The following is a 25,784-nucleotide window of genomic DNA, read 5'->3' as shown; positions in this document are numbered from 1 at the left end:
GATGAAGATTCGCTCACAAATCGGCATGGTTCTGAACCTGGACAAGTGCATCGGTTGCCACACCTGTTCGATCACCTGCAAAAACGTCTGGACCAGCCGCGAAGGCATGGAATACGCCTGGTTCAACAACGTCGAATCGAAACCCGGGATCGGCTACCCGAAAGAATGGGAAAACCAGGACAAGTGGAAGGGCGGCTGGATCCGCAACGCCAACGGCACGATCAACCCGCGCATCGGCGGTAAATTCCGCGTGTTGGCGAACATTTTCGCCAACCCGGACCTGCCGAGCCTCGACGATTACTACGAACCGTTCGACTTCGATTACCAGCACCTGCACACCGCGCCGCTGGGCGAGCATCAGCCCACCGCGCGTCCGCGTTCGCTGATCTCCGGCAAGCGCATGGAAAAAATCGAGTGGGGCCCGAACTGGGAAGAAATCCTCGGCACCGAATTCGCCAAGCGTCGCAAGGACAAGAACTTCGACAAGATCCAGGCGGACATTTACGGCGAATACGAAAACACTTTCATGATGTATTTGCCGCGCCTGTGCGAGCACTGCCTCAACCCGACGTGCGCGGCGTCGTGCCCGAGCGGGGCGATCTACAAGCGTGAAGAAGACGGGATTGTCCTGATCGACCAGGAGAAATGCCGTGGCTGGCGGATGTGCATCAGCGGCTGCCCGTACAAGAAAATCTACTTCAACTGGAAGAGCGGCAAGTCCGAGAAGTGCATCTTCTGCTACCCGCGGATCGAAGCCGGAATGCCGACCGTTTGCGCCGAAACCTGTGTCGGACGCATCCGTTACCTCGGCGTGCTGCTGTATGACGCCGACCGCATCAGCGAAGTGGCGAGCACCGCCAATGAGCAGGATCTGTACGAGAAACAACTGGAGATCTTCCTCGATCCGAATGACCCGGCAGTGATTCGTCAGGCCCTGGCCGATGGCGTACCGCAGTCGGTGATCGACTCGGCGCAACGTTCGCCGGTCTACAAAATGGCCGTGGACTGGAAACTCGCACTGCCGCTGCACCCGGAATACCGCACCTTGCCGATGGTTTGGTACGTGCCGCCGCTGTCGCCGATCCAGAACGCCGCCACTGCCGGCACCGTCGGTATGAACGGGGTGATCCCTGATGTCGACAGCCTGCGTATTCCACTGAAGTACCTGGCCAACCTGCTGACGGCGGGCGATGAAAAACCGGTCAAGCGTGCGCTTAAACGCTTGCTGGCGATGCGCGCCTACAAACGTTCCGAGCAAGTCGATGGCGTTCAGGACCTGCAAGTACTGAAGGACGTCGGCCTGAGTGTGGCCCAGGTCGAGGAGATGTATCGCTACCTGGCGATCGCCAACTATGAAGACCGCTTTGTGGTACCGAGCGCGCACCGTGAAGACGCCATGAGTGACGCCTTTGCCGAACGCTCCGGTTGCGGCTTCAGTTTCGGCAGCGGCTGCAGCGGTAGCTCCGACACCAACATGTTCGGTGCGAAGAAAGCCAACCGCCGCGACATCCTGAAAACCGTCCAGTTGTGGGAGGAATGAGCATGCAAATTCTCAAAGTGATTTCGCTGCTGCTCGATTACCCGACCGAGACGCTGATTGGCGGTCGCGACGAACTGGAGAAAGCGATCATCCAGTCACGGGAAATCAGCCCTAAACAGCGCGGCGCGTTGTTCGAATTGCTCGAGCTGATCTGCGCCAATGACCTGATGGACGGGCAGGAGCACTACGGTGCGCTGTTCGGCCGTGGTCGTTCGCTGTCGTTGCTGTTGTTTGAACATGTGCACGGCGAGTCCCGCGACCGTGGTCAGGCGATGGTCGACATGATGGCGCAATACGAAGAAGCCGGTTTTGCCATCGGCGTCAAAGAGCTGCCGGACTATATCCCGCTGTACCTGGAGTTCCTGTCCACCCGCGAAGACATCGAGGCCCGCGAGGGCCTGGCGGATGTTTCGCACTTGCTGGCCTTGCTCGCCGCACGTCTGGAAGAGCGCGAAAGCGCCTATGCCAGTTGCTTCCGCGCGCTGCTGCAAATCGCCGGGGCCGAACCGCATCAGGCGGTGGCCGATCTGCGGGCGCAGGTGGCGGCGGAACCGCGCGACGACTCTCTCGAAGCTCTCGACAAGATCTGGGAAGAGGAGGCCGTGGACTTCCTCCAGGCCGAACAGCAGGACCGTTGCAGTGGACTGCCAAGCGCACCGGGCAAGGTTCGGGAAGAAAGCGCGGTGCCGTTGCACTGGGTGGATTTTCAGCATGAAGGGTTGGCCGCCGCGCCAGCCAAGGAGGTCGGTAATGTCTAAATGGAATCTGTTGTTATTCGGGATCTATCCCTACGTCGCTTTGGCCATTTGCCTGATCGGCAGTTGGGCACGCTTCGACCTGTCGCAATACAGCTGGAAGGCAGGTTCGAGCCAGATGCTCAACCAGCGCGGGATGCGCGTGGCGAGCAACCTCTTTCACGTCGGTGTGTTGTTCGTGCTGGCCGGGCACTTCGTTGGCCTGCTGACCCCAGCGTCGGTCTATCACCATGTCATCAGCACCGAGAACAAGCAGTTGCTGGCGATGGTGTCCGGCGGGTTCTTTGGCCTGCTGTGCTTGATCGGCTTGCTGATGCTGGTCAATCGGCGGCTCACCGATCCTCGGGTACGCGCCACCTCCAGCCCTTCGGACATCCTGATTCTGCTGGTGCTGCTGGCGCAGTTGCTGCTGGGGCTGCTGACGATTGCGGCGTCCACCGCGCATATGGACGGCTCGGTGATGGTGATGCTCGCCGATTGGGCGCAGAACACTGTGCTGTTGCGGCCGATGGAAGCGGCGGCGGCCATCGCGCCGGTCGGGCTGACCTACAAGCTGCACGTGTTTCTCGGTTTGACCCTGTTTGTGCTGTTCCCCTTCACCCGTCTCGTACACATGATCAGCGCACCGATCTGGTACCTGGGGCGTCGTTATCAAATCGTTCGTCAGAAGTACTGAGGAGACAATCATGTCAGGTGGATGTGGATGTGGTGGTGGTAACGGCGGCAGCGGTGGCTGCGGGTCTTCCAAAAAAGCCGAGGACGTTCTCGACATCGCGCCGCTCGCAGCGGCGCAGTTTGAAGCTCTCTCGGTTGAGCCGGCAGCTGCCCACGACGCTCCGGCGCAGTTGATCGCCAGCAGCGAGCAGGAGTGGCCGATCATCAGCGTCAACGAGGTCTCGATCACCCCGGAAGCGATGGCCCAGGAGCTGCAATATCACCCGGCCGAAAGCCGCGAAGAAGCGGTGTACCTGGCCGCCCGGGCGTTGGTGATCCGCGAGTTGTTGCAACAGCGCATTGCCGAACTCGGCGTGTCGATGGAGATCGGTGCTGGCGAGAACGAAGAAGAAGCGGCCACGCGCTTGTTGCTCGAACGCGAGGTGCACGTACCGCAGTGCGACGAGGAAACCAGTCTTCGTTACTACGAAAACAATCGCGGGCGCTTTCACAGCGCACCGTTGCTGGCGGTTCGGCACATCCTGCTCGAGTGTGCGCCGGATGATGTCGAGGCGCGCGCCCTTGCCCATGATCAGGCAGAAGTTCTGCTGCAACGTCTGGAAGACTTTCCCGGCAGTTTCGCCGAGCTGGCCGTGAAGTATTCGGCCTGCCCGTCGAAGGCTCAGGGCGGTTCTCTGGGGCAAATCAGCAAGGGCCAGACCGTGCCCGAACTGGAACGTCAGCTGTTCACCCTGGCGCCGGGCCTTGCCAGCAAACCGCTGGAAAGTCGCTACGGCTGGCACGTGGTCAGTGTCGATCAGCGGATCGAAGGCATGCCGTTGCCCTATGAAGTGGTGTCGACGGCGATTCGTACGCAGTTGCAGCAAGGCGTCTGGCAAAAAGCGCTGGTGCAGTACCTGCAAACCCTGATCGGTGCGGCGGATATTCGCGGTATTCACTTGCAGGGCGCCGACTCACCGCTGGTGCAGTGAGCATCGAGGCAAACCGGGAGATGTGATGAACGCTGTAATGCAGGATGGCTTTGGACGGCAGATCGATTATCTGCGGATGTCGGTGACGGACCGTTGTGATTTTCGCTGTGTGTATTGCATGGCGAAAAACATGACCTTCCTGCCGCGTCAGCAGGTGCTCACGCTGGAAGAGTTGCAGCGTCTGGCAACGCTGTTCGTCGGGTTGGGTGTACGCAAAATCCGCCTGACCGGCGGCGAGCCGCTGATTCGTCCGGGCATTGTCGAACTGTGCCGCAACATCGCCGCGCTGCCCGGTTTGCGCGAACTGGTCATGACCAGCAACGGCTCGCAACTGAGCCGCCTGGCCCGGCCATTGGCAGAGGCGGGGGTCAAGCGGATGAACATCAGCCTCGATAGCCTGGACGGGCAGAAATTTCGCGCGATCACCCGCATCGGCGATCTCGATCAGGTGCTCAACGGCATCGAAGCGGCGCGGGACGCGGGGTTTGAGCGGATCAAACTCAACTGCGTGGTGATGAAGGGCCGCAACTTCGATGAAGTCCCGGCGTTGGTGCAATACGCCATCGATCAGCGCATCGATATCAGTTTTATCGAAGAAATGCCCTTGGGCGACGTCGGGCGTTCCCGGGGCGAATCGTTTTGTTCCAGCGACGAGGTACGGGCGCTGATCGCCAGCCAGCATCGGTTGCTCGATAGCACTGAAAACAGCGGCGGACCGGCGCGCTACGTGCGCCTGGAACGCCATCCCGATACCCGGATCGGTTTCATTTCGCCCAATAGTCACAACTTCTGTGGCAGCTGTAATCGGGTGCGGATGACGGTTGAAGGGAAGCTGTTGCTTTGTCTTGGGCAGGACGATGCGCTGGATTTAAGAGGATTGCTGCGGCGTTATCCGCTGGATGATCAGCCCGTGATCAATGCCGTGCAGAAGGCCTTGCGCGGCAAGCCGTTGCGCCACGATTTCAGTCCCGAAGGGGAGGTGCAGATAGTGCGGTTCATGAACATGAGTGGTGGTTGAGCTGCTCTGCACGGTTTGTAAGAACACAGATGATCAAATGTGGGAGCGGGCTCCTCGCTTGCCACAGAATCTGTGTCGTCATCGGACGTTTTTTTCACCGCCAAATCTTGATATCGATCAATTGCAGATCAGCCCTTTGTCCGTAGTCTTCACTGCATGTTGTGGTTTTAAGTTTATTTAAGTCTATATGTAGTGTTTGGAGGCCAAATGCAGAGCACGCTGATCGCAGTAGGATGTAACCGCTTGCACAAGCGCGATGGCAGTCTGGTCGCCTTCGATGCGGACAAGATCCGTCAAGCATTGATCGCTGCCGGCAAGGCAACCGGGGAGTACACCGAGGTTGAGGTTGAAGACTTGCTTCAGGCGGTACTCGCCCGGCTGGACGGACTGCCAAGGCTGCATGTCGAGCAGATCCAGGATCGTGTCGAACGGGTGTTGATGGACGCCGGTTTCTTCTTCGCCATGCGGGCCTACATCGTCTACCGCGAACAACACGGGCGTTTGCGTCGGGACCGCCGGACCATGGTCGAAGTGGCGACCTCGATGAACGAGTACCTGGATCGTGAAGACTGGCGGGTTCAGGCCAACGCCAATCAGGGGTATTCCCTGGGTGGGCTGGTGTTGAACGTGTCGGGCAAGGTCACTGCCAACTACTGGCTGGACGAGGTGTACAGCGAGGCCATCGGCCAGGCCCACCGCGAGGCGGACTTGCATGTGCACGACCTGGACATGCTCGCCGGTTACTGCGCCGGGTGGTCGCTGCGCACCCTGTTGCACGAAGGGCTCAACGGTGTGCCGGGGCGTGTTGAAGCCGGTCCGCCGAAGCACTTGAGCAGCGCTTTGGGGCAGATGGTGAATTTCCTCGGCACCCTGCAAAACGAATGGGCCGGTGCTCAGGCATTCAGCTCCTTCGATACCTACCTGGCGCCATACGTACGCAAGGACCAGCTGAGTTATCAGGAGGTGCGCCAGGCGATCCAGGAGTTCATCTACAACCTCAACGTACCCTCGCGCTGGGGCACCCAGACGCCGTTCACCAACCTGACTTTCGACTGGGTGTGCCCGCAGGATTTACGCGAGCAGATACCCGTCATCGGCGGGGAGGAAATGCCGTTTGCCTATGGCGACCTGCAAGTCGAAATGGACCTGCTCAACCGCGCCTACATCGAGGTGATGCAGGCTGGCGATGCGAAAGGGCGAGTGTTCACCTTTCCGATCCCGACCTACAACATCACCCATGATTTTCCGTGGGACAGTGAAAACGCCGACCGTCTGTTCGAGATGACCGCGCGTTACGGTTTGCCGTACTTCCAGAACTTCCTCAATTCGGATCTTCAGCCCAATCAAGTGCGTTCGATGTGCTGCCGGTTGCAACTCGATGTGCGGGAGTTGCTCAAGCGCGGCGGCGGCTTGTTCGGCTCGGCGGAACAGACCGGGTCGCTTGGCGTGGTGACTATCAACTGCGCCCGTCTGGGTTATGTGTTCAAGGGCAACACCAGTGGTTTGTTGCAGCGCCTGGACACGCTGATGGAGCTGGCGATGGAAAGCCTGGAGGTCAAGCGCAAAGTCATTCAGCACCACATGGACGCCGGTTTGTACCCGTACACCAAGCGTTACCTGGGCACCTTGCGCAACCATTTTTCCACCATCGGCCTCAACGGCCTGCATGAAATGCTGCGCAATTTCAGCGGCGACGAGGAGGGCATGCACACCGAACAGGGCCGCAAGTTTGCCCTGAATATGCTCGACCATGTGCGCGCCACGTTGCTGCGATTCCAGGAGGAAACCGGTCATCTCTACAACCTGGAAGCGACACCGGCAGAAGGCACCACTTACCGCTTCGCCAAGGAAGACCTCAAGCGCTATCCGGACATTCTCCAGGCCGGCAGTGTGCAGGCGCCGTATTACACCAACTCCTCGCAACTGCCGGTGGGCTACACCGAAGACCCCTTCGAGGCCCTGGAACTTCAAGACGAACTGCAATGCAAATACACCGGCGGCACGGTCCTGCACCTGTACATGGCCGAGCGAATTTCTTCGACCCAGGCTTGCAAGCAACTGGTGCGAAAAGCCCTTGGCCGCTTCCGCCTGCCGTACCTGACCGTGACCCCGACGTTCTCCATCTGCCCGGTGCACGGCTACCTCGATGGCGAGCATGAGTTCTGCCCTAAGTGCGACGAGGTCCTGCTGCTGCAAGAGCAGAAAGCCGGCGCCGTTCATTGATTTCGATCCACTCAACCGCAAGGAGCTTCACCATGACTGCATCGCAAACACTGCCCCAGGCTCAACGTCAACGCTGCGAAGTCTGGACCCGGGTGATGGGCTATCACCGTCCTGTGTCGGCGTTCAATCCGGGTAAACAGTCGGAGCACCGTGAGCGGGTGCACTTCACTGAAAGCGCGGCACTGGCCGGGCGCCAATGAGTCGAATGCTTCGGGTCGGGGGCATGGTGCCCCTGACCACTATCGACTATCCGGGACAGCTCGCCTGCGTGCTGTTTTGCCAGGGTTGCGCCTGGCGTTGTCGTTATTGTCATAACCCGCAGCTGATTCCCCCTCGTGGCAGTGAGGAAGTGGATTGGCGGCGGGTGTTGGCATTTCTGCAACGTCGTCAGGACCTGCTCGATGCGGTGGTGTTCAGCGGCGGTGAGCCGACTCTGCAGGACGGCTTGCTCGGCGCCATGGATGAAGTGCGGGACATGGGATTTCGTATCGGCTTGCACAGCGCCGGGATCAAGCCGGCTGCATTTGCCAAGGCACTGACCGGGGCGGATTGGGTCGGTTTCGATGTCAAGGCGTTGCCCGAGGATTGCCAGGCCATCACCCGGGTCGAGGGCAGCGGCACCGCCAACTGGCGCAGCCTTGAGCATCTGCTGGCCAGCGGTGTCGACTACGAATGTCGCACCACGGTGCATTGGCATCTGTTCGAACCGGCGCGTCTGCTGATCCTGGCCAAACGCTTGAATACACTCGGCGTTAAACGCTTTGCCGTGCAACTGGTTCGCACCGAACGGATGTTCGATCCGCTGTTGCCGAGCGTGTCGGCTCAAGCGTTGCTGCCAGAGTTGTGGGAGGCCATGCGCGAGTTGTTTCCAGCCTTCGTGTTGCGGGGGTAACGGGGGCTGGGGAACTCAAGCCCAGCCCCAGAATTGCAACCACCAGCCAAATCCCACCATGCCTTCGGCCAGGAGCAGGCAAGCGATGGCGGACCCGCGTCGCACCTGGGGAAGACCTTCGCGACTCAGCCGTTTCCAACCCAGTAGCAGGCTCCAGCCCATCGCGGCCAATAACAGACAGGCCCTGGCCGGTTGTACCCACTCCAGCAGCAGACCTTCATAACGCAGTAATTTGACGGTGGTGGCCGACAGCCCGAGAAACAGGCCGGCCCCCCCCAGGGGCGTGAGTGTCAGCGCCAGGGGCCAATACAGTGTGCGATCTCTCGCCAGTCGGGCCGTCAGACGCAGAAGCAGCATCAACGCCGTGCCGAGCACTATCGAACTCAAACTCAGGTAAGCGACGATGCTGAAACCGTCGAGCCAACTGAAGCTGTCGTTGAGCTGCGGGTAATGGGTGAGCAGCCACCAGCGAGCGTTGTCCTGCAGGGCCCAGAACTGGTTGTGTTCGACCAGCCACTGGGCCAGGGATTGTTTGAGGGCGACAAACCATGGGCTGACCGTCCACTGAAACGCGCCCATGGCCAAGCCGATCACGCCGAACAGCAGCAAGCGTGCATCCCAAGGGGACAGGGTCTGTGCCGTCGCGTAAAGAATCTCCTGATTGCTGGAGCGGGCGATCAGTTGCACCGCACCGCGTTGCCCGCTGCAGCGTCCGCAGGCGTGGCAATCACTGGCGCCTTGCAGGCGGCGGATATCGAGCAGGGGAGCGCAGTTGGGCGGCGGCAGGCGTGGTGCGGCATTTTCTAGCCAGCGTTGTTCATCGACCTGAAAGTGCACGGGGGCCAGCCTTGCGAGCAGGGCGAAGACACCGCTGACCGGGCACAGGTAACGGCACCAGACTCGCTTGCCCCGGGCGAACAACAACCCGACGATGACCGCTGCGACGGTCGAACCGCCCAGAATCAACAGCGCGGCCTGGGCGTAGTCATAGACGCTGATCAATTGGCCGTAGAGGGTCGTCAGGCAGAACGCCAATGTTGGCCAGCCGCCCCAGCGCAACCAGCGCGGCACACCCAGGCCTTTACCGTAATGGCTGGCCCATTCGCTGAGCGAGCCTTCCGGGCACAAAACACCACACCAGAGTCGACCGAAGAACACCATCGACAGCAACACGAACGGCCACCAGATCCCCCAGAATAGAAACTGCGCGAGCAAGGTCAGGTTGTCGAGTATCCGTGCCTGGCTGTCTGGCAGCGGCAACAGCGCCGGGGTCACCAACAGCACCGCATAAAACACTACAACAGCCCACTGCACCGCACGGATGACGGACGCATGGCGACGCATCCCGTCGCCCAGGCGTTGGAGCCATCGATTGCGCCGGCTCAGGTCGGGCATGGCAGGTTTTCCGCAGTCCGTTGCCGTAGCCAGCCGCCGACGGCCAGCCAATAACCGATCCACACCAACAAGGTCAGGCCACTGGGGCTTGCCCGATAACCGGCGAACCCGGCAAGAAAACCACCCAATCCGTGGCTGTCGTTCAGCAACGTGCTGCTATCCCAAAGCGCTTCGCCAACGAGGCTATAAACCACGTCCGGTAAATCCAGGGCGAGCAGTTGGCCGCCGATTCGTTCGGTGCCGCTGACCAGCAACGCTGCGCCGAGCATGAGTAGGATAACTTCGCTGATGGCAAAGAATCGCTGCCATGAAATGAATCGGCGACTGCTGTGCAGCAGCGTGATGGTCAGCGCCGACAGCACCAGTCCCAACACGCCGCCGACGGCAAACAAACCGAGCTGCGGACCGCGCAACCGGGCGCCGGCGCCATAGAGAAAAACCACCGTTTCGCTGCCTTCGCGGCTGATTGCGAGCATGGCCAGCAGTAATAGACCTACGCCCCCTTGTCGAGCCAGGTGGCTATCGGCGTGTCGTCGCAAATCGTGGTTGAAGGTGCGTCCGTGGCGGTGCATCCAGCCCACCATCTGCACCATCAACAAACTTGCAACCAGTGCGAGTGCGGCCTGGAACCATTCGCTGGCCGACCCGTTCATGGCCTCACCGGCAAACAGAATCAACACCGCCAGCAGGCCCGAGAGCATCAACCCCAGCACCACACCTGCCCAGAGGAATTTGACCAGCCGATTACATTGGCCTTGCTGGCTGGCCCAAGCCTGGAGAATACCGATCACCAGCAACGCCTCGACGCTTTCGCGCCAGACGATGAACATTGATTGATTCATGGAAGCTCCGTGCGCTAACAGGTTATTTCGCGAGGATGCCGCCCTCGGGCAATTGCGGATTGAACTCGTCGAAAAAGGGATAGTGACCGGGCCTCAGGGGGTGAATGACCACGAAGGTTGTCACGCCCGGCGACAAGACTTTTTCAACCCGCAACGGCGTGCTCTCAAACTCGGCCGGACCTTGGCCGGCGTTCTTCAGAACGATCTTGAAGCGCTGTCCGGCCGGCACCTCCAGCAAGGCAGGGGTGAAGTGGCCATCGCGCAGAACCAGTTCGTAGCTCGGCAACTCGGCATGGGCCGTCAACGGTGCAACTGTTCCGGCCACAATCAGCCAGGCAAGATGCAGGCGCTTCATTCAATAACCGCCTTTTTTACCGATGCCGGCGTAGATGAATTCGTAGTGCAGTTCGCAGCGTTCGAACCAGGGCGCTACACCGGTTTCCTTATCGGTATGGCGCCCGAGGGAGCCATGACCGCCGGGTGGCAGGACGGTGAACGTCAGCTGATATTTACCGGGGCCAAGCAGCTTTACGTTGTCGCCATAGTGCGGACCGTCGTTGGCCACCATAGCGTGGAAATCGCCTTTGATCTCGGGGTCGCTGCCGTGTTTTTTCAGGTTGAAAGAGACGTTCAGGTAGGGGACGAAACTGCCTTCCTGAAAGCCCTGCCGATTGTCCGCAGTGGCGCGAATGTCAGCTTCCAGGTGGACGTCGGAATCCGCGGTGGCGCGCATCATCCCCGCAGGTGCCATTTCGATTGGCTGCAAATACACCGCCCCGACTTCCAGCCCGGGACACAACTGTGGTTCCCCGATCGGGTATTCCTTGGCGTGAGCCAGTGGTGTGAGCAAGAGCAGGGTGAGTGATAGTAAAAAAGGGGTACGCATAATAGCTTCCTGAACACCGATGAGTAGGAGCCCGAGTCTAGGAAGCTTTGCTGCGAACAATAATGATTGTTATCAAGTTTTGAGTAATTAAACGGTTGGCTCAGGATTGCGCAGGGGGCTCGATGCCGGTTCTTGATATGTATCAAGGCTGGCATTGCGCAAGGGCTGTAGGTTGGAAAAACGCCACTCAATGATCGGAGATCGGCATGGCCAAGAATTTCCCCGTCAACCCCAAGCACCCCGAACGGATCTGTTGGGGATGCGACCTGTATTGTCCGGCGAAGTCCCTGGCATGCGGCAATGGTTCCGAACGGACGATGCATCCGGCGGAGATGTTTGGAGAGGATTGGCATCTGCCTGGCGACTGGGGCCTTGATGCGGTCATTACTACAGACAATGTGGTGGATGACCTCCAGTCATTGCCCGATGATGCGCTGCACGTAAAGAGTTGATCCGGCCGCTTTTCGTAGGAGCCAGCGGTGCGGCGATCCGACTTGCCGGCGAAGGCGCCCTTGAGGACGCCTTTGCTGGCAAGCCTGACTCCTACAGGTCCGATTTAATATCAAGCATGGGTGATGGAAAGGTCGCTGATGATGCACACCGAACCGTCTTCGGGGTCGGTGGTGTCGGAGTAGTCGATCTGGTTGTACACACCGCCGTGGAAGGCCAGCGTTTTCGTGTCCCAGGTGTTGTCGAGGCGCATGATTGCGGAGGTCGATTTGACGCCGTTACAGCTCGCTGAAACGGAGACTGCGCCGCTCGAATTGGCGTGAATGTTGATTTTGAACAGTGCCCCGAGCGGCACGTCTTCAAGAACTGTCGTGTTCACCGGGTCTTCTTGAAGATAACTCGACCGGAACCCCATGGTGATTCGGCCTTTGTTCCAAAACACTTTCACCGGTGGTCGCTCTGAGCCCTGCACATGAATCTGGCCGATCACGACCTTCTGCAGCGAGTTGACCTTCGTCAGGCGCATTTCTTGGCGGTTCCAATGGTCAGCAGCGCTGGCGAACAGCCAATAACCCGGCTCTTTCCACTCGCAGCGAGTCCGCTGCGTGCTTTTGCTCGAAGCGCCGAGCGTCGGCGCCGTCATTTGCAGCGAGCCATCTGGAAGCATCGAAATGACTTCCGGGCATTCAAGCAGTGCCCGCCAGCCGATGAGCTCAAGTGCGATGGGGTTGGTCTCGGAGATCGGAAGCGGTGTAGCGATTGTGTAGTTGCTGATGTCTACGGTCATGGTCATTTTCCTTAATTCATTTGGATGTCACCTTTTGCTCCGTTGAGCCTTTCGCTTTTGATGTAGGCCTACATCCCACTGCCCACTCAGTGAATGGGCAGAAGTGATGCTTTCGTTGTTGCTCGCGCCGCTTCCGGGCGATGCGTCAGTTCGGTCAATACCTCGCTGGCCGTCAGATCTAACAAGCGATTCGATATTTGATTTCTTGAGATAAAAGTAGCAGTGCTTATATTTAGTGTAAATAGCACTGCTAATAATATTTTGGCGGGGCGTAAAAAACCCGCACCTGGCGGGTTTTTGATGTTTCGGCTTTTTAGCTGCAACCTCATCGCCTGACGGGCATGTGAACGTCAATCAGCGGGCAAACATCCCCCACCAAAACACATGGCCCAGGATCACGATCTGCTGTTCCTGAACTTCTGCAAAGGTGTAGTCCTCATCCGGATGCTCGTCGCGATTGAAGCTGCGCAGGCGGATGCCCGTCGGCAGGCGGTAAACCTGTTTCACGCGTAGCTGACCGTTGTGGTTGATGGCGTACATGTCGCCGTCAACGATATCGCCCAGTGAGCTCTTGCCGACATTGATGCCCACGGTTGCGCCGTCACGCAGCACTGGCAGCATGCTGTTGCCGCTGACAACCACGCACTTCGCGTTGCTGAACTGAACGCTGTTATGGCGAAGGTCCTTCTTGAAAAAACGCAGCCGGGCAGTGTCGCTTTCCTCAATCACGAAACGGCCTGATCCGGCTGCCAGTTCCACTTCGCGCAGGAAGGGAACGTAAACTTCATCGTCATCCAGGGGCGTGTCGTCATCCCAAGGTTCGATGTCCGACATCAGTACGCTTGGCTGGATGCGCTCGGAAAGCTGGACACTGGCAACGGTCGACATCAGGCGTGGGCTCACTTCGCTGGCATCGAAGCGCAAGGCTTTTGCCAGTTTCAGGAGTGCCTCGACGTTCAGTGGAACCTTGCCGGTTGCGTACTGACTGAATGCGCTTTGGCCAGACCATCCGCAGGCCTCGGCCACATCCGCTTGAGTGAGATTTGATCCAGCCGCTTTGGCGGCAGACTTTCGCTGGTCGTAAATAGCCTTGAGCCTGGTGCTCTCGGCGACTTCTTCAGGGGTAAGGGGGCGGCGTGTTTTCATGGTGACAAGGGTATTAGCAGAACTGATATTTCTGCAAGTAGCGCTGCTAGTAGTTTGCGAGTGATAAAAGCAACTCTGCTGCTCTACGTGGCAGGTGGCTGCTCGGGGCGCTCCTTGTGCGTCCTGTAGCCGTCAACGCGCCATAAACAGGGGTAGCGGGGGGCTTGCCGTTGTCAGTGGGAATAGCCGCGAGGAGGCGAAAGAAAGCAGGTTTCGCTGAACCTCGCGGCTGACCTCTGTTGTTTTCAGAAACGGCGCTGAGCAAGCCTTTCTAATAGCGGTGAGGTCGGGAACACAGTGTCACGGCACACATCACTCAGAAGCGAGTGCGGCATCCTCCCGTACCTGTTGGCTGTCAGCGGCCGGCTGGCGACCCACCTTGAACCATGCGGCGTATAACGCCGGGACGAAGAAGATCGTCAATAGCGTCGCCACGGTAAGGCCGCCCATGATCGCAATTGCCATCGGCCCCCAGAACACACTGCGCGTTAGCGGGATCATTGCAAGCACGGTGGCCAGCGCCGTCAGCATCACCGGACGGGCCCGGTGAATGGCGGCATCCAGCACAGCATTCCATGGGTCGCGCCCTTCGGCGATCTCGGTTTGCACTTGGTCGATCAGGATCACCGAGTTGCGCATGATCATGCCACCCAATGCGATGATGCCCAGGATTGCGACGAAGCCCAGCGGCGACTGGAACACCAGCAGCGCCGGCACCACACCGATCAGGCCCAGCGGTGCGGTCAGCACCACCATCCACATGCGAGAGAAGCTCTGCAGTTGCAGCATAAGCAACAGCAGGATGCTGATCAGCATCAGCGGGGCCACCGCCAGCAGTGCCTTGTTGGCTTTGTCACTTTCCTCCACCGCGCCGCCCACGTCGATGCGGTAGCCCGACGGCAGCTTCGCTTCGATATCCTTAAGCAACGGCTGGAGCTCCTGCGTCACCGATACGCCTTGTTCGCCATCCTTCACGTCGGCACGCACCGTGATCGCCATATCGCGGTTGCGGCGCCACAGCACTGGCTCTTCCAGTTCGGAGCGCACCTGTGCGACTTGCGACAACGGCACCACCGTGCCCTGGCGGGTGTAAAGGTTGATGTCTTTCAGTGTGTCGAGGCTCAAGCGCTCCTCAGGCACGGCACGGGCGACGATTTCGATCAGGTCCTCATGCTCACGCAGCTGCGACAGGGTGGCGCCGTTCATCACGGTCTGGGTCGCCAGCGACACGTCGGCCGGCGTGAGGCCAAGTGCGCTCGCCTTGTCCTGATCAAGCTCGACCTTCAGCGTGCGCACCGGGTCGTTCCAGTCGAGCTGGAGGTCGCGCACCTTCGGGTTGGACGCAACCACCTTCTCCACGTCGCGGGCGATCCGGCGCACCACTTGAGTATCGGGGCCGACGACGCGAAACTGCACCGGGTAGCCGACAGGCGGCCCCAACTCGAGCCGGGTCACGCGCACCCACGCCTGCGGGAATTGTTGGTCGGCCGAGGTCACCAGCCGCTCACGCACCCGCTCGCGTGCATCCAGGTCCTTGGTCATTACAACGAACTGGGCGAATCCCGGATTCGGCAGCTCGGGGTTGAGCGAGAGATAGAAGCGCGGTGCGCCGGCGCCGGTGTAGGCGGTATAGAAACGCACGTCCTCGTCCTTCGCCAGGATCTCCTCCATGTGCTTGACCTGCTCGGTCGTCGCGGCGAACGAGGAACCTTCCTTGACGCGCAGGTCAATGACCAGTTCAGGTCGCGAACTGTTGGGGAAGAATTGCTGCGGCACTAGCTTGATACAGGCCAGAGCAAGCACCAGAGCGCCAAACGTCGCACCGATGACCACCCACCGGCGCTCGATGGCGGCGTCGATCAGGCGGCGCAGGGTACGGTAGAACTTCGTGTCATACATATCACCATGCTGGTGCTTGCCTAAATCGTTGGGCAGCATCTTGACCGCCAGGTACGGCGTGAAGATGCCGGAACAGATCCACGAGAACAGCACCGCGGCGCCGACGATCCAGAAAATGCCACCCGCGTACTCGCCGGTGGTGGACTTCGAGAGGCCGATCGGCAGGAAGCCCACGACGGTGATGAGTGCGCCGGTCAGGCGCGGCATGGCGGTGGACTGATAAGAGAAGGCGGCCGCCTTTACGCGGTCCATGCCGGTTTCCATCTTCGCCACCATCATCTCGATGGCGATGATGGCGTCATCCACCAGCAGGCCCAATGCGATAATCAGCGAGCCGAGCGAGATACGCTCCAGGTTCCAGCCCATCGCCAGCATCACCAGCGCTACGCCGCCCAACACCAGCGGCACTGTGGTCGCGACCACAAGGCCAGCGCGCCAGCCCAGGCTGGCCAGGCTCACTGCGATCACGATGATCAGCGCCTCAGCCAGCGCGTGCGCGAAGTCGTGGATAGCATCCTTCACCGTGGTTGGCTGGTCGGCCACGAGCTCAAGCTCCACGCCATGTGGTAGCTCCGACTGGATCTTGGCGACTGCCGCGTCCATCGCCTTGCCAAGGTCCACGATGTTGCCGTCGCTGGTCATCGTGATGCCGAGCATCAGCACTGGCTGGCCGTTGTGGCGCACTGTGTAGGTCGGCGGATCCTCAAAGCCACGTGTAACGGTCGCAATGTCGCCGAGCTTGATCAGCCGACCGCCTGCGGAGATGGGCACGTTGCGGATAGCCTCTTCGCTGGCGAACTGGCCGCTCACGCGCACCATGACGCGGTCGCCGCGGGTGTCGATCTGACCTGCGGGCAACAGGGCGTTCTGGCTCTTGAGGCTTTCGGCGATGGCCAACGGTGTAATGCCCAGCGCCGCCAGGCGTTCGTGCGAGAACTCGACGTAGACACGCTTGGCCTGCTTGCCGATGAGATCGATCTTCTTGACCATCGGCACCTTCAGCATCTGGCGCTTGATGTCCTCGGCCGCGTCCGACAGGTCGGCGTGGCCGATGCCGTCGCCCTTGACGGCGTACATCAGGCCATACACGTCGCCGTATTCGTCGTTTACGATCGGGCCGATCACACCGTCAGGCAGCTCGCGGCTCAGGTCGTTGAGTTTCTTGCGCGCCTGATACCAGGCCTCGCGCTGGTCAGCCTTGGAGGTGCCGCCGCGCACGGTGAGCGTCATGCCCGCGTAGCCTTGCCGCGCGTAGGTGACCACCTTCTCGAAGTTGTCGATCTGCTCGAATTTCTTCTCCATGCGGTTGAGGACCTGGTCCTGCATCTGCTGAGCGGTGGCGCCCGGCCAGATGACCATGGCGGTCATGGAGGGCACGGAAAAGTTCGGATCCTCGAGCTGACCGAGCCTGGTGAAGCTGAAGGCGCCGGCCACTGCGACAATGAGGAGCATGAACAGGACGATGGCGCGATGGCGCAGCGCCCAGTCGGTGAGGTTGAAGTTGTTCATCGGGCGGCCTGCTGCGTGATGTTCGCGTCAACAATCGCCGCGCCGGGAAGCGCGACCTTCAGTCCGGATGCCATCTTCTGTACCCCGGCGGTAACGACCAATGCACCGGCCTGCGGCCCGGAGACGAGCACCTCGTCGTTGCGGTAGCCCAACACCGCCACCTGCACCAATTCGACGACGCCGACCGGATCCTTGCCCACGGGCGTGACCACCCACAGGGCAGGCTGGCCGCCGCTTTGCGTCAGTGCCGTGGCTGGCACCGCTGCCACCGAGACACTGGTCATCACGCGCTCGGCCGTTACCGTGGCAGTGGCACCCAGCGGCAGCGCCTGCATCGGCTTGAGCCGCGCGCGATAGGTGCGCGTTTGCGCCGCAGCCTGGGGCGACAGCTCACGCAGCGTGACATCGAAGATCTCGTTCGGCGCACTGGCCAGCGAGGCCTTGAAACGGGCCTCCTTGAAGACGGACAGCTGATCCTCGGGCACATCGACAACGATCTCGGATTCATCGGGATTCGCGATCGAGACAACCGGTTGGCCCTCAGCCACGACTTGCCCGGTCTCAACGCGAACAGCCGTGACGACGCCGCTACGCGAGGCGCGCAGCACGGTGTATTTGAGCCGGTTGCGTGCGAGCTCAAGCTTTCGCGCCTCGGCCTCGGCGGTCGCATGCGCAGTCTGGGCATTTGTATGCGCGCGCTCGTCGTCGGCCGCACTGACCGAGCCGTCAGCCTTCAGCGCGGTCAGGCGCTGGCGGTCCGAATCGGCCTGGCGTGTCTGCTCGGCGGCAACCGCCCACTGTTGTCGAGACGCTTCTTCAGCGAGGCGGTAGTCGCTGTCATCCAGCACAGCCAATATGCTGCCTTCGCGTACAAACTGGCCTACATCGACGTTGCGCTGGGCGACTTTGCCGCCCACGCGGAAGGCCTGGTCGACTTCATGTCGCGACTGTACGGTGCCTACGTAGCGACTGATGTCGCGGGCATTGTCGTAGCTGATTTCAACGGTGCGTACCGGTCGTGGTGCCTGAACGGTCGGCTGGTCCGGGCTGCACGCGGACAGCATGACGGCTACGGCCAAAGCGCCGGCCGCAGTAAGGGAGGTTTTCAAGGCGGTTCCTCTTTGAAAAACGGCAGTTTCTTAGGAAAGTGGTGGCCGGTCGGCTGTGGTGGCTGCGGTGGGAGTAGCGGGTTGTTCGAACACCTGCCAGCCCCCGCCCAGTGCCTTGTAGAGCTGCACGCTATCGAGCAGCAGCCGGGTGTTGCTGTCGTTGGCATTCAGGCGAACCGCCAGGCGCGCCCGTTGCGCGTCGAGCAGCGGCAACAGGTCGATCTGCCCCCTGTCGTAGAGCGATTGCGCGTGGCTCAGTGCCGCCTCCGCAGACTCGGTGGCCGACTGCAATGACTGGGCGCGCTGACGCTCTTGCGTCTGCGTGACGAGGGCGTTCTCCACGTCTTCGAGTGCGCGCACAATGCCGTCCTCGGCGCGCAATAGCGCCTCACGCTGGCCGCTCTCGGCAACCTCGTTGATCGCGCGTGTGCGCCCGGCGTTGAAGATCGGCATCGCGAGCAGACCGGCCACGTTGGTGAAGCGTGCGGCGCCCAGGTCCAGACCGTTCAGCTCAAGGCCCTGGCGGCCGTAGGATGCGCCGAGGAACAGCCGCGGGAACCACTCAGCCGCAGCTTGTTTACGGTGCGCATTGGCGGCATCGAGCTGCGCCATCAGCGCCAATACATCAGGCCGACGCTGTAGCAGGGTGGCGGGCTGCCCCTGGCGGATCTCGGGCGCCACCGCGTTGCCACGGGAGGGCTGGATGCTCGTGGCGTTAAAGGCCTGATCCCCGATCAGTACCGCGATGCGGTGTCGCGATACGGCTGCCAGCGTCTCCAACGGTGGGATTTGCGCGCGCGCCGATGCGGCATCGGTTTGCGCGCGCTCGACGTCGAAGGAGGTTGCCAGCCCTACACGGTGGCGCGCGTTAACCAGGCGCAGTGTCTCGTCTTGCGCCGTCGAGATCGCGCGTAATGTTTCGGCCTGGCGCAGCGCGCCGACCAGCGTGAAGTAGTTGCTGGCGATGTCGCTCATCACCAGCAGACGCACGCCGCGCACGCCGTCCTCCGCGGCCAGTGCCTCGGCCTCGGCCGCCGCTGCTCCAGCACGTAGGCGTCCGCTGAGGTCAAGTTCCCAAGAGACGTCCAGACCGGCGCCCACGGTCTCGGTATCTGGATAACCCTGCTTCTTGGCCGTGCTGTAGCCGCTGCTACGGTCGGAGCCGAAGGCGGACATTCCGACACTCGGAAAGAGCCAGGAGCGACTGATCGTCTCACCGGCGCGAGCGGTGCGCACACGCTCGGCGGCGATCTTGATATCACGGTTTTCACGCATCGCGCGGCGCACCAGATCCGTCAACACCGGGTCGTTGAACGTCTCCCACCACGCGGCTTCGGGTTCCATTTCGGAGGCTGTGCTTGCGGCGAACTTGGCCGGCAGGTCTACCGACGGCTTGGCGACCTCAGTAGAGCAACCGGTCAAGACCAGCGCGATAGACGCGGCAAGCGCCGCACCCACGACGACGCCGAACAGGCGTTCGGCATGTTGCAGAGGCGTCTGCCCGGCATAGCGGGTCAACGGAAGGGGAAGGGGACATCGCAGCATCGGATTGGACTCGTATAGATTCGAGGTGGCATCAGCGTAGGGCCCGGTATGCGCGAAGTCGTCAGCGAAACGTCGCCGTTCGGTCGCCATATCGAGCGCTCGTTCATGTTGGAGGCGTCACTCGCCGTCGGCATTTGCCGCGTGCTCGTCGGCTGCCGACGTGAGGTCCGAGTCAATCGACTCCAGCAATTCTTCGGCAGACGAAAACTCGCGCTGACGCCCGGTGACCAGGTTTTCGAGGCGGCCCGCAAGGGCTCCGGGCGTGGCATCGCTGCGTAGCTTCAGGACATACGAGCGACGATTGGGGTACTTGGATTCAGGGTTCAGACTCATCACAGACCAGGGGGCAAGAAAGTTCGACGACAGCGTAGGCCGCCTCCTGGGTCGAGTCGTAAGCGAAAGGTCAGACTTCGGTCGGGACAGCACCGCTCCGACAGAAATCAATGCCGGTAAGTTAAGGGTTTGAACACCGCAGCCCCTGTGGGAGCGAGCCTGCTCGCGATGGCGACGGGTCAGCCAATATTGATGCTGAATGTACCTCCGTCATCGCGAGCAGGCTCACTCCCACAAGTTTGCGCCCTTAGCTCTTCAATCAGACTTTGCGCCCTGAAGCAGCGAGCGCGCACGTTTCACCAGCTCGGTTCCCTCCGTTTCGGGCAACTGGTCAAGCAGCGCCGCCAGGGCCTGGCGGTCCTCGGCCGTAGCGTCGTGGTGCCCACACAGTTCGACTAACGCCTGCAGCTCCAGCCACGGTGCTTCCTGGGTGCGCGCCTCCTCAACCGCACGCCGCACCGCAATGCTGCCGGCATCGAGCCGGCCCTGCGTCCGCGCAATCGCTGCCTCCAGCAGCAACAATTGCGGCAGGTACACGCGCTCGCCCAGTTCTTCCCCAACGTGTAGGGCTTCCTGTAGCTCGACTCGCGCGGCATCGCAATCACCCGCCAGCAGCAACGCCTCGGCGGCGTAGCCGAGCACCTCGCTGGCACCGGAGCGCATGCCGAGTCCGGTGTGTTCTTCGTAGGCCTCGCGGATGCTGCGGTAGCCGTCGCGCGGTGCGCCGTTGCGCGCGTCAGCCCAGCCGTGCCACCAGCGGCAAGCCGTGCGCCCCAGTGCGAGCGAATACTCGTCGACCAATGTCTGCATGTCGTCAGCCAGCGCTGCCACACGCACAGGGTTTCCCATTCGCACTTCGATCAACACCTCCTGCCAGGTGGCGACCAGCCAGGTCATGGGCTGGCGAAGCGTTTGTGCGCGGTTTCGCGCCAGTTGCATATGAGCTTGGCCTTGCTCAACCAGGCCAGAACGCACGAGTTCTATGGCCAGCATGCCGTGCAGCATGACCTGAGGATCGGCCGCAAAGATCTCGTTCGCCCCGATGTCCAGCGGCTCGGCGATTGCGAGTGCGCGCTCCAGCCATCGGCGGGTTGCCTGCGTGTGCCCCTGGAGATGATGAACCTCGCCCTGCACGATGCACGCCACCAGTGTGAGTGCTGGGTCGTTCGCTTCGATCGATAGGGCTTCGGCGCGTTCCGCGACCGCCAGCGCCAACGTATAGTCGCCGCGCAGACCGAGCAGATAGCCGAATCCGTGCAGCAGGCGACCGCGCATCGGATGCTCGGGTACATCCGTTAGCCGCGTGTACGCGCGTTCGAACGCGTTCCTGGCTTCGCTGCCGACACCGAGCGTATGGAACGCCGATACGCCTTGCAGCGTGGCCAAGGTAATTTCGAGCGTATCGCGCTCCATCCCTTCCGGCGCCTGCCACAGCAGGACCATCGCGCGCTCAGTGAGACCGAAGCACAAGGCTGGGCTGAAGTGCAGCAACGCGGCTTCCGCGGCCTCGGCGTAGTAGTGCAGCGCGATCATCGGCTGCCGGGCCCGGTCGAAGTGCGTCGCCAGCTCCGAGGCAGCAACCGGCACGCCGGCCATGCGCTCGCGTTCGAGCGCAGTGCCAACCTGGCGATGAAGGTGGGTACGCAATGAGCGCGGCGTGCGGTCGTACAGTACCTGGCGGAAGAGGGCATGGCGGAACGAGTAGGGTAACTCCATCGTTTCTTCAAGTTCAGCGGCCCGCGACTGCGTGAGCCACACCTGCTCGCGCACCAGTTCCTCGCAGGCGTGGGCTACCGAAGCGAGGTCGCGTTCGAGGGCCAGCGAAACCGTCTCGACCCGGAACTCGACTCCGCATACCGCTGCCGCCGAGAGCAGCGCAAGCTGCTCCGGCCCGAGCTTGGTGATGTAGTGATCAATGATGGCCGCAAGGTTCTCGGGAACCGCCATCCCCGCCAGCCGGGCCTCGATGGTGGCGTCGTCGCCCGTTGTGTCCATCACTTCGCTGATGACTGACGAGACGAACAGCGGCACACCGTCGGTGCGCTCGTGCAGGGCGCGTACGAAAGCTTCATCGCGGGCCAGCGAGGCCGAACGCAATGCGACATAGTCAGCGACCTCGGTTTCCGAGAACGGGTCGAGCACCACTTCCTCGCACAGACGTTGCAGGCGCAGTTCGTGGCGCAACGAGTTGAGCGGATGATCAAGCGCCACCACTTCGGCGACGCGGAAGCTCGCCAGCCACATAAGCCGCGTGCGGCCCCGTCGCCGCGCCACATAGTCGATGAGCTGGACCGTCGCTCGATCGCTCCAATGCAGGTCTTCGGTTACCAGCAACAGCGGCCGCTGTTCAGTGTAGCGGTCCAGCAGTTCGCCCATTTCCCGCAGCATGCGATCCGGACCGATGCCGGCAAGCTCGCGCCGCAACGCGTCTCGCTCTTGCGCGGTGCTCAGCCACGGCAGTTGCAGCAGCCAGGTTGGCGCCACGGCGCGCAGCAGCGTCAGCAGGGCGGGGTCGCTGCGGCACAGATCGGCCAACGCTTCCAGCACCGGCAGGTACGGCTCGCCGGTGCCGTAGTGCTCCACGCAATGGCCACGTGCGCAGGCGATGTCACCAAGGCTGGCGAGGAAGTGTTCGATCAACGTGGTCTTGCCAATCCCCGGCTCTCCGGCAAGCCAGACCACTGCGCGTTGCCCTCCGTAAGCCCGCTCCCACGCGCGCTGCAGTTTTGAAAGTTTGTCGGTGCGACCAATGAATGGCGGCGACGGATACGCACCGGCCGCCGGCACCGTCGCGGATGCCGGCGGCATCGAAGGGGCAGGGGATGGCGCGGCGATGAAGCGATAGCCGCGCCGCGACACAGTCTCAATGAAGCGGGGCTGCCTGGGGTCATCGCCCAGCACCTTGCGCAGATCGCTGATGGCCGTCTTCAGCACTGAATCGCTGACGAACCGATGCCCCCACACGGCATCAAGCAAGGCATCTTTGGTCACCAGCGATCCGGGTTGGCGTGCAAGTGCGCACAGCAGAGTGAAGGGCGTTGGTGCCAACGCCACGGCTTCTCCGTTACGTAACAAGCAGGCGTTGGCTTCGTCGAGCTCGAACTCGACGAAGCAGAGCTGGACTGGGTTCGGATGAGGCTGCGGACGCGCCACGTTGGATTCCTGAAGACTAAAACATAGTTTCTAGCACTGGGCCATTACTCCAATAACAACGCTGATCGGCTCATAAGCCAAGCCTCGCCGGTCGGAAATCGATGCAAACGCTACCCGCTCTCCATCGCGGGACAATTCGATGAGACGTTGCGACGGCGCAAGGCCCCCTGACACCTTCGGCACAGAACATAGGGCCTCATTCCGAGGTGGTAATGATCTTGAAATGGTAATGACGAAAATTTCAATATTGAAATATGTCTCAATTTTACATACCTTGACCTTGCCTGACGATGAGACCGGCGCGTCTCACCACTTCAATCACAACAAGGGCTCGAGATGAACAACAACAAAAAAGCTTCGCAACTGCCTCCCACCGCCGTCGATGTGCTAGTCGTCGGTAACGGCCCGGTAGGGGCGACAATCGCGGCGCTGCTCGGCCGCTATGGAGTAAAGACACTGGTATTGGACAAGACCCATGAGGTCCTGCTAATGCCTCGTGCCATCGCTCTGGACAACGAGGCGCTTCGCATCCTGCAACTCGCCGGATTGTCGGAAGATGCTTTCGAGAAGATCGTTATCCCTGAAGTGAAGATGCACTCCCCGGTCCTCGGGCAATTCAGTCGGGCCAACACCGCCGGGTGCATCGACGGCCACCCCAAACTGGTGACTTTCTATCAACCCGACCTCGAACACGCGATGCGTAAACAGGTTTCTGGGCTGAAGTCGGTGACCAGCCTGGGTGGCTTCGAGCTCGAGAATCTGGTCGAGGAATCGGATTGTGTCGTCGCCTCCGTTCGGGACCAGGACGGCCATCTGCATTTCATTCGCGCCCGATACCTGATCGGTGCGGATGGTGCCAGCTCCAGGGTCAGGGCCTTGATCGGCCAGGAATTCGAAGGACAAACCTATGCAGAGGATTGGCTGATTGTCGATGCCAAAAACCGGCATAAGTCAGCCATTGATCACGTTGAGTTTCTCTGTGATCCAAAGCGCCCAACGCCGCACATGCCTGCGCCCGGCGGAAGGGAGCGCTGGGAGTTCATGCTGCACCCAGGCGAATCCCGGGAAGAGCTGGAAAGCCCGGAAAGCATCGCTCGGCTGATTGCGCCATGGATCAATCCGCAGGAGCTGGAAGTCGAGCGCAAGGCGGTGTATCGATTCCACGCGCGCTGCTGCAACAGGTTCAGCAAGGGGCGAGTTTTCCTTGTAGGGGATGCAGCCCACATTACTCCCCCCTTTGTCGGGCAAGGTCTCGTAGCGGGGCTTCGAGATGGCGCCAACCTCGCCTGGAAACTGGCCTGGGTCCTTCACGGCCAAGCCGCGCCTTCAGTACTCGATACCTATGACGTAGAGCGCCGCCCCCATGCCCAGGCGATGATCAATCTGGCAAAACTCATGGGCCGTCTGGTGATGCCAAGAAACAAGGTCGCCGCTTTCTTCATCCACGCAATGATGCGCGCGCTGGCGTTGACTCCCGCTTCCAGAAAGTACTTCGAACAACTGGACATCAAACCGAAGAACATCTTCAAAAACGGTCTGTTCATGCGTCATCGTCGTGGCGACAAACTGGTGCGTGGCAGCCTGTTTCCCCAGGCCTGGGTACGCAACACGCAACAGCAGATCCAACTGAGCGACGATGCGCTTGGACACAACCTGACCCTGGTCGGATTCGGTGTCGACCCGTTGTCGCTGCTGAGCGCTGCCGAGGTCTTTTCCTGGATACAGATGGGAGGCCACTTCTTGCAGATCGGAGCCTGCGGTCAGCGCTCCGACAGCGCTTGCGACTTCATCGAAGACCTGAACCATGACATCCTGCCGCTGGCTGCCAAAGGCACGCTCGTCGCGATCCGCCCCGACCGTATCATCATGCACCACGCTCCCGGCGCACAGGCAGGCAGCCTGGTTCGAGACTGCCTGATCCTGATGGGTAGCGCCGATTCCACGGCCGACAACGTTTCCATTACCATAAACGAGCCTCCTCGATTAAGAGCGTGAAGATGCCTTCCCCCATTTTTCCTTCAGAAGCAACTGAGCAAGAGCCTCTCACTCGAGGCCACAAGAAGCGGGAACGCACCCGTCGCGGCCTGGTGGACGCGGCGTTGCGTCTGGTCGCACGCAAGGAAGTGGGGGAGATTGCACTGCTCGATGTCGCCGCGGAGGCCGCGGTCTCCAACGGCACCATCTACAACTATTTTCGAACGCGCGATGAAGTCCTCGAGGCGGTTGGCATCGCCATGGCGAGCGAGTTCTCCGATGCCATTTCCGCCCTGAGCTCGGACGTACACTGTGGTGCACAGCGGCTTTCGATTGGCGTGCGCATGTTCATCTGCCGGGCCGCGTACGACCATCAATGGGCTAACGCACTGCTGCGCATCATCCATTCCGATCAGACCATGCGCTCGCGCTTGGCCGCCCATGTGCTGGGCGACTTGCGTGAAGGGCTGCGCGCGGGGACTTTCGCTTACGAGGACGAAGGGATCGCCCTGGACATGGTCGTATCGTGCACCACCGGCGCCATGCGTTCGGTTGTCGAAGGGCGTGCGGTGGCGGAGCACGATCTGCAGGTTGCCGAGATGATTCTCAAGGCGCTGGGCGTAACACCTGCCAGAGCCAAGAAAATCGCTGGTAAGCCGCTACCCTAGTCCTGATGTCATCC

Annotated in this window: 22 protein-coding genes; 11 read left to right on the top strand and 11 right to left on the bottom strand. The window is 61.0% G+C overall.

Features of this window, described 5'->3' with window-relative positions; translation table 11 throughout:
• The first annotated feature begins 1 nt into the window (after position 1).
• From narH to KW837_RS12965, 8 genes are all read left to right on the top strand, one after another.
• Positions 2-1,540, top strand: coding sequence for a nitrate reductase subunit beta (gene narH, locus KW837_RS13000; RefSeq protein ID WP_038982852.1), 1,539 nt, complete (start codon positions 2-4; stop codon positions 1,538-1,540).
• Positions 1,541-1,542: 2 nt separating this feature from the next.
• Positions 1,543-2,298, top strand: coding sequence for a nitrate reductase molybdenum cofactor assembly chaperone (gene narJ / locus KW837_RS12995; protein ID WP_218396234.1), 756 nt, complete (start codon positions 1,543-1,545; stop codon positions 2,296-2,298).
• Positions 2,291-2,971 (top strand): respiratory nitrate reductase subunit gamma, encoded by a 681-nt coding sequence (narI, locus tag KW837_RS12990; RefSeq protein ID WP_192343689.1) that lies wholly within the window; start codon positions 2,291-2,293, stop codon positions 2,969-2,971. Before narJ ends, narI begins: the two co-directional genes overlap by 8 nt.
• A gap of 10 nt (positions 2,972-2,981) precedes the next feature.
• Positions 2,982-3,941 carry a peptidylprolyl isomerase gene (locus tag KW837_RS12985; protein WP_218396232.1) on the top strand — a complete coding sequence of 320 codons (960 nt, stop codon included), beginning with the start codon at positions 2,982-2,984 and terminating at the stop codon, positions 3,939-3,941.
• Between the two features lie 25 nt (positions 3,942-3,966).
• Complete coding sequence (moaA, locus tag KW837_RS12980) at positions 3,967-4,959, top strand: GTP 3',8-cyclase MoaA (RefSeq protein WP_123495087.1); 993 nt, start codon at positions 3,967-3,969, stop codon at positions 4,957-4,959.
• Between the two features lie 207 nt (positions 4,960-5,166).
• On the top strand, positions 5,167-7,182 hold the full coding sequence (locus KW837_RS12975) for a ribonucleoside triphosphate reductase (protein WP_218396230.1): 2,016 nt from the start codon (positions 5,167-5,169) through the stop codon (positions 7,180-7,182).
• 32 nt (positions 7,183-7,214) lie between these two features.
• A complete protein-coding gene (nrdD, locus tag KW837_RS12970) occupies positions 7,215-7,382 on the top strand; it encodes an anaerobic ribonucleoside-triphosphate reductase (RefSeq protein WP_017338867.1) in 168 nt (55 codons plus the stop codon).
• Positions 7,379-8,074, top strand: coding sequence for an anaerobic ribonucleoside-triphosphate reductase activating protein (locus tag KW837_RS12965; protein WP_218396228.1), 696 nt, complete (start codon positions 7,379-7,381; stop codon positions 8,072-8,074). The genes nrdD and KW837_RS12965 overlap by 4 nt, the downstream gene beginning before the upstream one ends.
• A 15-nt stretch (positions 8,075-8,089) precedes the next feature.
• On the opposite strand, the gene KW837_RS12960 is transcribed toward KW837_RS12965, so the two are convergent.
• The 4 genes from KW837_RS12960 to KW837_RS12945 are packed head-to-tail and all read right to left on the bottom strand — an operon-like array spanning position 8,090 to position 11,197.
• Positions 8,090-9,469 (bottom strand): 4Fe-4S binding protein, encoded by a 1,380-nt coding sequence (locus KW837_RS12960; protein WP_218396226.1) that lies wholly within the window; start codon positions 9,467-9,469, stop codon positions 8,090-8,092.
• Positions 9,457-10,311, bottom strand: coding sequence for an FTR1 family protein (locus tag KW837_RS12955; protein WP_218396224.1), 855 nt, complete (start codon positions 10,309-10,311; stop codon positions 9,457-9,459). Before KW837_RS12955 ends, KW837_RS12960 begins: the two co-directional genes overlap by 13 nt.
• Positions 10,312-10,333: 22 nt before the next feature.
• On the bottom strand, positions 10,334-10,666 hold the full coding sequence (locus KW837_RS12950) for a cupredoxin domain-containing protein (protein WP_218396222.1): 333 nt from the start codon (positions 10,664-10,666) through the stop codon (positions 10,334-10,336).
• Complete coding sequence (locus KW837_RS12945; RefSeq protein ID WP_218396220.1) at positions 10,667-11,197, bottom strand: iron transporter; 531 nt, start codon at positions 11,195-11,197, stop codon at positions 10,667-10,669.
• A 206-nt stretch (positions 11,198-11,403) separates the two neighbouring features.
• Here KW837_RS12945 and KW837_RS12940 point away from each other — a divergent pair, with 206 nt between their 5' ends.
• Positions 11,404-11,649 (top strand): DUF3079 domain-containing protein, encoded by a 246-nt coding sequence (locus tag KW837_RS12940; RefSeq protein ID WP_218396218.1) that lies wholly within the window; start codon positions 11,404-11,406, stop codon positions 11,647-11,649.
• Positions 11,650-11,759: 110 nt separating this feature from the next.
• Here KW837_RS12940 and KW837_RS12935 read toward each other — a convergent pair whose 3' ends face one another.
• The 7 genes from KW837_RS12935 to KW837_RS12905 form a co-directional block, all read right to left on the bottom strand.
• Complete coding sequence (locus KW837_RS12935) at positions 11,760-12,434, bottom strand: polysaccharide lyase family 7 protein (protein WP_218396217.1); 675 nt, start codon at positions 12,432-12,434, stop codon at positions 11,760-11,762.
• A gap of 354 nt (positions 12,435-12,788) precedes the next feature.
• Positions 12,789-13,580, bottom strand: coding sequence for an XRE family transcriptional regulator (locus KW837_RS12930; RefSeq protein ID WP_218396210.1), 792 nt, complete (start codon positions 13,578-13,580; stop codon positions 12,789-12,791).
• 312 nt (positions 13,581-13,892) lie between these two features.
• Positions 13,893-16,988, bottom strand: a complete 3,096-nt coding sequence (locus KW837_RS12925) for an efflux RND transporter permease subunit (RefSeq protein ID WP_218396208.1) — start codon at positions 16,986-16,988, stop codon at positions 13,893-13,895.
• Positions 16,985-18,097: an efflux RND transporter periplasmic adaptor subunit gene (locus KW837_RS12920; RefSeq protein ID WP_123495076.1), complete on the bottom strand. Its 1,113-nt coding sequence runs from the start codon at positions 18,095-18,097 to the stop codon at positions 16,985-16,987. Before KW837_RS12920 ends, KW837_RS12925 begins: the two co-directional genes overlap by 4 nt.
• A 30-nt stretch (positions 18,098-18,127) precedes the next feature.
• Positions 18,128-19,642 carry an efflux transporter outer membrane subunit gene (locus tag KW837_RS12915; protein WP_218396740.1) on the bottom strand — a complete coding sequence of 505 codons (1,515 nt, stop codon included), beginning with the start codon at positions 19,640-19,642 and terminating at the stop codon, positions 18,128-18,130.
• Between the two features lie 117 nt (positions 19,643-19,759).
• The gene (locus KW837_RS12910; protein WP_123495075.1) at positions 19,760-19,975 is read right to left on the bottom strand and encodes a hypothetical protein; all 216 of its coding nucleotides are present in this window, start codon (positions 19,973-19,975) and stop codon (positions 19,760-19,762) included.
• A 255-nt stretch (positions 19,976-20,230) separates the two neighbouring features.
• Positions 20,231-23,128 carry an AAA family ATPase gene (locus KW837_RS12905; protein WP_218396206.1) on the bottom strand — a complete coding sequence of 966 codons (2,898 nt, stop codon included), beginning with the start codon at positions 23,126-23,128 and terminating at the stop codon, positions 20,231-20,233.
• 336 nt (positions 23,129-23,464) lie between these two features.
• Between KW837_RS12905 and KW837_RS12900 the strand changes: the two genes are divergently transcribed.
• Together KW837_RS12900 and KW837_RS12895 are read left to right on the top strand one after the other, a co-directional pair.
• Complete coding sequence (locus KW837_RS12900) at positions 23,465-25,123, top strand: bifunctional 3-(3-hydroxy-phenyl)propionate/3-hydroxycinnamic acid hydroxylase (RefSeq protein WP_218396202.1); 1,659 nt, start codon at positions 23,465-23,467, stop codon at positions 25,121-25,123.
• A 2-nt stretch (positions 25,124-25,125) separates the two neighbouring features.
• Positions 25,126-25,770: a TetR/AcrR family transcriptional regulator gene (locus KW837_RS12895; RefSeq protein ID WP_192343704.1), complete on the top strand. Its 645-nt coding sequence runs from the start codon at positions 25,126-25,128 to the stop codon at positions 25,768-25,770.
• Positions 25,771-25,784: the final 14 nt, after the last annotated feature.

Origin of the sequence: Pseudomonas sp. PDM24 (assembly GCF_019218905.1) — a bacterium.
Lineage (GTDB): Bacteria > Pseudomonadota > Gammaproteobacteria > Pseudomonadales > Pseudomonadaceae > Aquipseudomonas.
The sequence above is the reverse complement of the archived record's forward strand: the minus strand, read 5'-3'. Positions and strand labels throughout refer to the sequence as shown.

What these genes read in the sequence shown, in the direction of transcription:
- KW837_RS12960 (WP_218396226.1), bottom strand. Translation starts at nt 9,469, where the DNA reads ATGCCCGACCTGAGCCGGCGCAATCGATGGCTCCAACGCCTGGGCGAC.
- KW837_RS12940 (WP_218396218.1), top strand. Translation starts at nt 11,404, where the DNA reads ATGGCCAAGAATTTCCCCGTCAACCCCAAGCACCCCGAACGGATCTGT.
- KW837_RS12955 (WP_218396224.1), bottom strand. Translation starts at nt 10,311, where the DNA reads ATGAATCAATCAATGTTCATCGTCTGGCGCGAAAGCGTCGAGGCGTTG.
- KW837_RS12945 (WP_218396220.1), bottom strand. Translation starts at nt 11,197, where the DNA reads ATGCGTACCCCTTTTTTACTATCACTCACCCTGCTCTTGCTCACACCA.
- KW837_RS12950 (WP_218396222.1), bottom strand. Translation starts at nt 10,666, where the DNA reads ATGAAGCGCCTGCATCTTGCCTGGCTGATTGTGGCCGGAACAGTTGCA.
- narI (WP_192343689.1), top strand. Translation starts at nt 2,291, where the DNA reads ATGTCTAAATGGAATCTGTTGTTATTCGGGATCTATCCCTACGTCGCT.
- KW837_RS12925 (WP_218396208.1), bottom strand. Translation starts at nt 16,988, where the DNA reads ATGAACAACTTCAACCTCACCGACTGGGCGCTGCGCCATCGCGCCATC.
- nrdD (WP_017338867.1), top strand. Translation starts at nt 7,215, where the DNA reads ATGACTGCATCGCAAACACTGCCCCAGGCTCAACGTCAACGCTGCGAA.
- KW837_RS12935 (WP_218396217.1), bottom strand. Translation starts at nt 12,434, where the DNA reads ATGACCGTAGACATCAGCAACTACACAATCGCTACACCGCTTCCGATC.
- narH (WP_038982852.1), top strand. Translation starts at nt 2, where the DNA reads ATGAAGATTCGCTCACAAATCGGCATGGTTCTGAACCTGGACAAGTGC.
- KW837_RS12985 (WP_218396232.1), top strand. Translation starts at nt 2,982, where the DNA reads ATGTCAGGTGGATGTGGATGTGGTGGTGGTAACGGCGGCAGCGGTGGC.
- narJ (WP_218396234.1), top strand. Translation starts at nt 1,543, where the DNA reads ATGCAAATTCTCAAAGTGATTTCGCTGCTGCTCGATTACCCGACCGAG.
- KW837_RS12965 (WP_218396228.1), top strand. Translation starts at nt 7,379, where the DNA reads ATGAGTCGAATGCTTCGGGTCGGGGGCATGGTGCCCCTGACCACTATC.
- KW837_RS12895 (WP_192343704.1), top strand. Translation starts at nt 25,126, where the DNA reads ATGCCTTCCCCCATTTTTCCTTCAGAAGCAACTGAGCAAGAGCCTCTC.
- KW837_RS12930 (WP_218396210.1), bottom strand. Translation starts at nt 13,580, where the DNA reads ATGAAAACACGCCGCCCCCTTACCCCTGAAGAAGTCGCCGAGAGCACC.
- KW837_RS12975 (WP_218396230.1), top strand. Translation starts at nt 5,167, where the DNA reads ATGCAGAGCACGCTGATCGCAGTAGGATGTAACCGCTTGCACAAGCGC.
- moaA (WP_123495087.1), top strand. Translation starts at nt 3,967, where the DNA reads ATGAACGCTGTAATGCAGGATGGCTTTGGACGGCAGATCGATTATCTG.
- KW837_RS12900 (WP_218396202.1), top strand. Translation starts at nt 23,465, where the DNA reads ATGAACAACAACAAAAAAGCTTCGCAACTGCCTCCCACCGCCGTCGAT.
- KW837_RS12915 (WP_218396740.1), bottom strand. Translation starts at nt 19,642, where the DNA reads ATGCTGCGATGTCCCCTTCCCCTTCCGTTGACCCGCTATGCCGGGCAG.
- KW837_RS12910 (WP_123495075.1), bottom strand. Translation starts at nt 19,975, where the DNA reads ATGAGTCTGAACCCTGAATCCAAGTACCCCAATCGTCGCTCGTATGTC.